The sequence below is a fragment of the Pseudoroseomonas cervicalis ATCC 49957 genome (assembly GCF_000164635.1).
Lineage (GTDB): Bacteria > Pseudomonadota > Alphaproteobacteria > Acetobacterales > Acetobacteraceae > Pseudoroseomonas > Pseudoroseomonas cervicalis.
Window position 1 is genome coordinate 1 of record NZ_GG770917.1, and the last position, 1,708, is coordinate 1,708.

The 1,708-nt window shown below is 74.8% G+C and carries 3 protein-coding genes; 1 reads left to right on the top strand and 2 read right to left on the bottom strand.

Annotation, left to right across the window (positions count from 1 at the left end; genetic code table 11):
- Positions 1-89: 89 nt before the first annotated feature.
- Positions 90-554: a DUF1579 domain-containing protein gene (locus tag HMPREF0731_RS20325; protein WP_040614226.1), complete on the bottom strand. Its 465-nt coding sequence runs from the start codon at positions 552-554 to the stop codon at positions 90-92.
- A 128-nt stretch (positions 555-682) separates the two neighbouring features.
- Between HMPREF0731_RS20325 and HMPREF0731_RS20330 the strand changes: the two genes are divergently transcribed.
- Entirely contained in the window at positions 683-1,141 is a 459-nt protein-coding gene (locus HMPREF0731_RS20330; protein WP_040614229.1) for a MarR family winged helix-turn-helix transcriptional regulator, read from the top strand.
- A gap of 7 nt (positions 1,142-1,148) precedes the next feature.
- Here HMPREF0731_RS20330 and HMPREF0731_RS20335 read toward each other — a convergent pair.
- Positions 1,149-1,708: SDR family NAD(P)-dependent oxidoreductase (locus HMPREF0731_RS20335; protein WP_007006105.1), on the bottom strand; the 560-nt coding region annotated here is incomplete at its 5' end.

A 1,708-nucleotide genomic window follows, 5' to 3' on the forward strand; every position in this document is an offset into this window, starting at 1 on the left:
CGACCCCTATGCGGCGCTGCTGGCGCTGTGGGAGGCGCCGCCCGGCCGGCTGCGCGCCCTGCTGGCGCGGGCCGCGTTGCGCTGAGCCGTCAGGCCCGGCGGCGGAAGGTCGCGCGCATCACCTCCTGCCAGCTGCCATCCGGCAGCGCCATGCGCGAGGTCATGTGCCGGGTGTCGTCGCCCTCCAGCCGGATGATGTCCTGGTAGCGGGCGGTGCCGCCCTGGAAGTCCGGCCCCTCGGTGTCCAGCAGCAGCGTGTCGCCCCGCAGCTGGCCGCGATAGGTCCAGAGATGCGTCATCATCGACCCGGCGAAGCTGCCGAGGAAGCAGCCCTGCGCCGGGTCGTAGCCCAGGGTCATCAGCATCCGCGCCTGGCCGCCGCCGGGCATCTCGCCCTCGCCCTCGCACAGCACCCAGATGTCGCCGAGCGCGCGCACGCTCTCCCGCCCGCGCATCTCGGCGGTGTCGGGGCCGGCGGTGCATTGCCCGGTGCTGTCCCACTCGCCCAGCAGCCGCATCAGCCAGCGATGCTCCGCCTGTTGCTCGACCTGCATTTTTTCGTCCTCCCGGTGGTGGCGCGGGGGGGGGGGGCGGGCCGGGTCCGGCTTCGGAACGCCGCACCTCTGGTCCATGCTGGCCTCGCGCTCGCGCCTATTAGGTTGGTATCAACATATCGATGGACATGTCAAAGCCCGCGCCGCCCGACGCCCTGCCGCCCGAGATCACGATCCTGGTCCGGGATGCCTGCCTGTGCCTGCACGCGCAGCGCGCCGCCCGCGCCCTGGCGCGGCATTTCGACGCGGCGCTGCGGCCGCTCGGCCTGACCAATGGCCAGTTCTCGCTGCTGATGGCGCTGAACCGGCCGGAGCCGCCGCCGATGGGGCCGGTGGCCGCGCTGCTGGCGATGGACCGCACCACCCTGACCGCGGCGCTGAAGCCGCTGCAGCGGCGCGGCCTGGTCGAGCTGCGGCCCGACCCGCAGGACCGCCGCGGCCGCCGCCTGGCGCTGCTGCCGGAGGGGCGCGCCCTGCTCGCCCGCGCCTTCCCCGTCTGGCAGCGGCACCATGCGGCGATCGAGGCGGCGCTGCCGGACCCGGCGCGGCTGCGCCAGGAGCTGCTGGCGCTGGCCAGGGCGGGCTAGCGCCGCCTCAGATCACCACGCCGCCATCGACATGCAGGCACTGGCCGGTGATGTAGCCGGCGCGGTCCGAGGCCAGGAAGGCGATCGCCGCCGCCACATCCGCCGGCAGGCCGAGGCGGCGCAGCGGGATGCGGGCGATCACCGCCTCCCACGCCTTCGCGTCCAGCGCGGCATGGGCGCCGGCATCCTTCTGGGTGTAGCCGGGCACCACGGCGTTCACCGTCACCTTGGGCGCCCATTCGATGGCCAGCGCCTTGACCAGCGCCTCCACCCCCGCCTTGGCGGTGGCCGAGGCCGGGAAGACGGTGCTGTCGGTGCGGAAATTGTGCGCGACAAAGGAGGAGACGGCGACCAGGCGCGGCGCCTCGCCTGCCGCCAGGATCGGCCCGGCGGCGCGGGCCAGGCGGAACAGCGCGCCCAGGATGGCGTCCTGGCTGCGGCTGAAGCCCTCGTCCGACAGCGCCGCGACCGGGGTGCGGTCGGCGAAGCCGGCATTGGAGACCAGCACGTCCAGCCCGCCCAGCGCCGCCGCCGCCTGCTCGACCAGCCGCCCCGGCGCCGCCGGCT

Excerpts from the sequence above, each read along its gene's own strand:
- HMPREF0731_RS20325 (WP_040614226.1), bottom strand. The coding sequence starts at position 554 with ATGCAGGTCGAGCAACAGGCGGAGCATCGCTGGCTGATGCGGCTGCTG.
- HMPREF0731_RS20330 (WP_040614229.1), top strand. The coding sequence starts at position 683 with ATGTCAAAGCCCGCGCCGCCCGACGCCCTGCCGCCCGAGATCACGATC.